We start from the raw sequence: 4,907 nt of genomic DNA, 5'->3' as shown, positions 1-4,907 counted from the left end.
CAGCACCACCAGCCCCACGCGCCCCATGGCCTCCAGCGGACGCCCCGTCATCACCGCCGCCGTGGCCCCGGACAGCAGCGCCCGCGCGAGGAAGGGCAGGGCGGCCAGCAGCAGCGCCGCGACACACAGCGCCATGCGCAGCGGCTCCAGTCGCTCCGCGCGGTCCGCCCAGCGCCCGCCCAGGTGCGCCCCCAGCGCCAGCCCTCCCAGCACCAGGGAGATGAGCGCCGCCCACACGGGCGTGCTGCTCCCGAAGTAGGGGGCCACCAGTCGCGAGGCGGCCATCTCCGACGCCATCACCGTGGCGCCGGAGAGGAAGGACAACCACGTCAGTGAAGAGGGCTTCATGAGCGGGGGCCGGATGAGCAAGGCCCGTTCCATACTCAACAGCCCGTAACTCCGCGGCCCCAGGGGGAAGTCCCCGGGGCTCGGGTGACAAAGTCGTCAGTGGCTCACGGCTTCACTGACAGCCGTGTCGCGCTCAGCCCTTGAAGGGCAGTGGTGCGACCTTCACGGTGTCGGGCCCACCGGCCAGCGTCAGCTCGGTGCCGGGCTCCAGCGAGTCGCGGTGCACGTAGCCCAGGGCCACGCGCTGTCCCTGGGACGGGGAGCGCACCACGCTGGTGAGCCAGCCCACCTTCTTCTCGCCCCGGCGCAGCTCCGTGCCGGGCGCGGCGTCGGCCTCGCCCAGGAGCAGGCCCGTCAGCTTGCGGTTCATGTGCCCGCGGAAGGTCGCCCGGGCGATGACCTCCTGCCCGATGTAGCAGCCCTTGTTGTAGGAGATGGCCCCGGTGAGGTTGGCCTCCATGGGGATGGTGGTGTCCACCATGTCCTGCCCGTACCGGGGGACTCCGGCCTCCACCCGCAGGAGCTCCAGCGCCTCGAAGCCCAGCGGCTTCAGGCCTGGCTCCGCGCCCGCCTGGCTCAGGGCCCGCCACACGGCCTCCACGCCCGCGCGCGGCACCCACACGTCGACACCGTGGGGTTCCACCGAGGTGTTGCCCACCAGGATGACGTCCTGGCCGGCGAGCGTCAGGGGGCGGGTGGCGTGGTGCGCCAGGGGGGAGAAGCCCTCGCCCAGCACGCCCGCCGTCCGGGGACCGAGCAGCCGGAGGATGGCGTACTCGCCCGTCGCCTCGTGCAGCTCCGCGTCCTCGGAGATGAGGTATTTCTCCAGGAACTCCCGGACCTTGGCGCCGTGGCCCGGCTCCACATCCATCAGGAGGTCTGCCTCCCGCTTGAGGATGCGGGCATCCGCCACCATGGCCCCCTTCACATTCACCAGGGCGGCGTAGGTGGCGGCTCCGACGGGGAGGTTGTTCACCTCCTGGGTCACCATTCCATGTAGGAAGGAGGCCCTGTCCTCCCCCGTTATCCGGAGGATTTCGCGGTAGGAGGCGTCGTGGAGCGCCACGGCCTCCCGGGCGGCGCGGTAGCCGTCCTCGCCGTTGCCATATCCGGCCACGACTTCCCGGCCGCGCACATCGATGAAGCGGGCCCCCGCTTCTTCGTGAAGAAAATGCAGAGACAGCGGTTCCATGTCCGTCGCTATATAGAGGCGAAGGAGCGAATGCCACGATGGATGTGAAGCAGCTGTCGTCCTTCCAGGACTTCTCCCCGGAGAAGCTCCGGAAGCTCAACGTCTTCCAGTCCGAGCGCTTCTTCCTCGACGTCTACTGCCTGGCGCCCGGGCAGGCGCAGAAGCCGCATCACCACGCCACCTCCGACAAGGTCTACGTCGTCCTGGACGGCCGCTGCCGCTTCCGCGTCGGTGCCGAGGAGGAGGTCCATGGTGTGGGCGCGGCTGTTTTCGCCCCCGCGGGTGCCGAGCACGGTGTCGCCAATGAAGGCCCCGCCTCCGCCCGTTTGCTCGTCCTGATGACCCCGCCCCCGGAGCACGCATGAGTCCGAAGTCCTCTCCCCAGAAAGCCGCCACCCCCGTTCCCTTCCGTGTCGGGGTGGTGTTGCTGGTGCTGGGCGTGGCCGCGAGCGTCCTGTCCGTCTTCCAGTGGAGCCAGTTGCTCACGCTGCGCGCCGGTGGTTCCACCGTGTGCGGCGTGTCCGACACGGTGAACTGCGAGACGGTGTGGAACTCGCCGTTCGCCACCCGCTTGCATGAGCTGTTTGGCATCCCCGTGGCCGGCCTGGGGCTGGTGTGGGGCCTGACGGTGGTGGCGCTGTCGGCGCTGTACCTGGCGCGCGCTCGTTCGGGCAAGCCCGTGGCTCCGGCGGCGCAGGGGCTGAAGCTGACGGCCGGCGCGGGTATCGCGTCGGTGCTCGTCTTCGCGTTCGCGAGCTTCCAGACGGGCGTGGTGTGCCCCACCTGCCTGGGGACGTATGCGCTGGTCGCGGCCATCGCGGCTGTCGCGTGGAAGGGGCTGCCGGCCGCCGGTGCGGGCCAGTGGGTCCCCGCGCTGCAGTGGACGGTGGGCGTCACCGTCGCGGTGTTCATCGCCGTCTTGCTGCCGGGCCGCTCGCTGTCCTCGCCGCAGCCCAAGGCGGGGTCGCTGTTGCCCGTGGCTTCGTCGTCGACGACGACGCAGGCGGCCACGCCCGCGTCGCTGGAGGCGTACCTGCGCGGGCTGCCGATGGAGCAGCAGCAGTTCATCTCCAACGCGCTGGCGTTGTACCGGCGGGACGTGCCGAAGGCCGCCGCCGCGCCCGCGCGTCACCGCTATGGGCCGGTGGACGCGCCGGTGAAGATTGTCGAGTGGACCGACAGCAAGTGCCCCCACTGCAAGGCGTTGGTGGAGGAGCTGGCGGTGCTGAAGAAGCGCGTGCCGGAAGGCAAGCTGTCGCTGGAGGCCCGGCAGTTCCCGTTGGATGGCTCCTGCAACCCGGCGATGCCCAAGCGCGGGCCGGACGCGCCCAGCGTGCGGTGCGTGGCGGCGAAGGCGCAAATCTGCCTGGAGGGCGCGCCGGACTTCTGGGAGCTGCGGGAGAAGCTCTTCGCGGCGCAGGCGGTGCTGGATACGGAGCGGGTGATGGAGATTGCTTCGTCCGGCTCGATGTCGCGGATGCAGTTGGATGCGTGCATCTCCAGCGCGGCCACGGCGGCGAAGATTCAAGAGGACACGTCGTATGCGCTTCGCTACCAGTTCACCGGCACGCCGTTGGTGGTGGTGAACGGGCGGCAGGCGATGCCGTCCGCGCCGTTCCTGTACGCGCTGGTGATGGCGGATGGGAATCCGAGCGCGCCCGCGTTCGACGTGCTGCCTCCGCCGCGCGCGATGCCGCAGGACGACCACGCGGGCCACAACCACTGAGCAACGGCGGGCGTCTCGTCATGGGCAAGCGTGACAAGAAGGACGAGCCAGCGGCACCGGTGGGGCCGTTCCACAATCCCTTCGCCGCGCTGGCGGCGAAGCGGGAGGCGCTGCCGGTGGGCCCCGCGGCGCCTGTCGCTGCGCCTGCGCGCAAGCCCGAGCCGAAGGGCCCCGCGCGCGCGGTGGTGCGGATGGAGCGCAAGGGGCGGGGTGGCAAGGAAGTCACCGTGGTGGAGCACCTGGAATTGCCCGTGCCCCAGCGCGAGGTGTGGCTCAAGGCGCTGAAGAACTCGCTGGGCTGCGGAGGCGTGGTGGAGGACGACACGCTCGTGCTCCAGGGAGACCAGCGCGAGCGACTGCCCGCGCTGCTGGAGGCGCGCGGCGTGCGCAAGGTGACGGTGGGCTGAGGCGCGGACACGAAAAAGCCCGGGTGCCTTGAGAGGCGACCCGGGCTCGTGTGACGGCGTGGGCCGTCGTGACTGCTACAGCGCGGCGATGAGGGCGTCCGTGAACTCGCGCGTCGTCGCGCTGCCACCCAGGTCGCCGGTGCGGATCTTCCCCTCACCGTAAACCTTGTGGAGGGCACCCTCCATGCGCCGGGCCTCTTCGCGCATGTCCAGGTAGTCCAGCATCATCACCGCCGACATCATCAGCGCGGTGGGGTTCGCGATGCCCTTGCCCGCGATGTCCGGCGCCGTGCCGTGGACCGCCTCGAAGACCGCCGTGCGCTCGCCGATGTTCGCGCCCGGCACCATGCCCAGGCCGCCCACCAGACCGGCGCACAAGTCACTCACGATGTCGCCGTAGAGGTTCTCCAGCACCATCACATCGAAGCGCGTCGGGTCCTTCACCAGCTGCATGCAGAGGTTGTCGACGATGACTTCCTCGTAGTGGATCTCCGGATACTCACGGCCCACCTTGCGGCAGCAGTCCAGGAACAGACCGTCCGACAACTTCATGATGTTCGCCTTGTGGACGCCGGTCACCTTCTTGCGACCGTGCTTCCGGGCGTACTCGAAGCCGAAGCGGGCAATCCGCGTGGACGCCTTCTCGGTGATGATCTTCAGCGACTCCACCACGCCCGGGACGATGATGTGCTCCAGGCCGGCGTAGAGGCTCTCCGTGTTCTCGCGCACCACGACGAGGTCCACGTTCTCGTAGCGCGTCTTCACGTTCTGCACGCTCTTCACGGGCCGCAGCGACGAGTACAAATCCAGCCGCTTGCGCAGGCCCACGTTCGCGGAGGGCAGACCGCCGCCCACCACCGTGCCCGTGGGGCCCTTCAGCGCGACGCCGCTGCGCAGCACCGCTTCCACCGTCTCGTGGGGCAGGTTGGTGCCGTACTTGGCCACCACTTCCGCGCCCGCGTCCTTGTGCTCGAACTCGAGCGGTACCTTGAGCGCCTCGAGGACGCGGATGGTGGCCGCCATCACCTCGGGGCCGATGCCGTCTCCATTGATGACCGTGACAGTGCGGGTGTTCGCCATGGGTGCGGATTCACAGCACAAAACCCCTGGACCCGAAAGGACGAAAACTTCCGGCGTACAGGGCCAGGCATGGGGTCCATGAGCCAGGCCCTGGCCCTAGGCCACCCGGAGACCGCCCAGGGAGGAAAGGGCCCCTCAGTGCTCGGACGCGGAG

Annotated in this window: 6 protein-coding genes; 3 read left to right on the top strand and 3 right to left on the bottom strand. The window is 69.6% G+C overall.

The genetic code is table 11. The features are described 5' to 3' along the window. Window positions 1–348 (bottom strand): fused MFS/spermidine synthase (locus HR086_RS44765; RefSeq protein WP_174468707.1); only part of this gene is annotated, 348 nt, incomplete at its 3' end. Between the two features lie 133 nt (window positions 349–481). Then, complete coding sequence (locus tag HR086_RS44760) at window positions 482–1,540, bottom strand: folate-binding protein YgfZ (protein ID WP_174468706.1); 1,059 nt, start codon at window positions 1,538–1,540, stop codon at window positions 482–484. 38 nt (window positions 1,541–1,578) lie between these two features. Here HR086_RS44760 and HR086_RS44755 point away from each other — a divergent pair, with 38 nt between their 5' ends. Genes HR086_RS44755 through HR086_RS44745 form a run of 3 tightly spaced genes read left to right on the top strand, consistent with a single transcriptional unit; the run spans window position 1,579 to window position 3,673 of the window. Beyond that, complete coding sequence (locus HR086_RS44755; RefSeq protein ID WP_141648881.1) at window positions 1,579–1,905, top strand: cupin domain-containing protein; 327 nt, start codon at window positions 1,579–1,581, stop codon at window positions 1,903–1,905. Further along, window positions 1,902–3,266, top strand: a complete 1,365-nt coding sequence (locus HR086_RS44750) for a thioredoxin domain-containing protein (RefSeq protein WP_174457949.1) — start codon at window positions 1,902–1,904, stop codon at window positions 3,264–3,266. The genes HR086_RS44755 and HR086_RS44750 overlap by 4 nt, the downstream gene beginning before the upstream one ends. Window positions 3,267–3,286: 20 nt before the next feature. After that, the gene (locus HR086_RS44745; protein WP_141648883.1) at window positions 3,287–3,673 is read left to right on the top strand and encodes a translation initiation factor; all 387 of its coding nucleotides are present in this window, start codon (window positions 3,287–3,289) and stop codon (window positions 3,671–3,673) included. 75 nt (window positions 3,674–3,748) lie between these two features. Here HR086_RS44745 and HR086_RS44740 read toward each other — a convergent pair whose 3' ends face one another. Further along, complete coding sequence (locus HR086_RS44740; protein WP_141648884.1) at window positions 3,749–4,753, bottom strand: isocitrate dehydrogenase (NAD(+)); 1,005 nt, start codon at window positions 4,751–4,753, stop codon at window positions 3,749–3,751. Window positions 4,754–4,907: the final 154 nt, after the last annotated feature.

The sequence above is a fragment of the Myxococcus sp. CA039A genome, assembly GCF_013336645.1.
GTDB lineage: Bacteria > Myxococcota > Myxococcia > Myxococcales > Myxococcaceae > Myxococcus > Myxococcus llanfairpwllgwyngyllgogerychwyrndrobwllllantysiliogogogochensis.
This window is presented reverse-complemented; position numbering and strand designations above follow the sequence as displayed.

What these genes read in the sequence shown, in the direction of transcription:
- HR086_RS44760 (WP_174468706.1), bottom strand. Translation starts at nt 1,540, where the DNA reads ATGGAACCGCTGTCTCTGCATTTTCTTCACGAAGAAGCGGGGGCCCGC.
- HR086_RS44755 (WP_141648881.1), top strand. Translation starts at nt 1,579, where the DNA reads ATGGATGTGAAGCAGCTGTCGTCCTTCCAGGACTTCTCCCCGGAGAAG.
- HR086_RS44750 (WP_174457949.1), top strand. Translation starts at nt 1,902, where the DNA reads ATGAGTCCGAAGTCCTCTCCCCAGAAAGCCGCCACCCCCGTTCCCTTC.
- HR086_RS44745 (WP_141648883.1), top strand. Translation starts at nt 3,287, where the DNA reads ATGGGCAAGCGTGACAAGAAGGACGAGCCAGCGGCACCGGTGGGGCCG.
- HR086_RS44740 (WP_141648884.1), bottom strand. Translation starts at nt 4,753, where the DNA reads ATGGCGAACACCCGCACTGTCACGGTCATCAATGGAGACGGCATCGGC.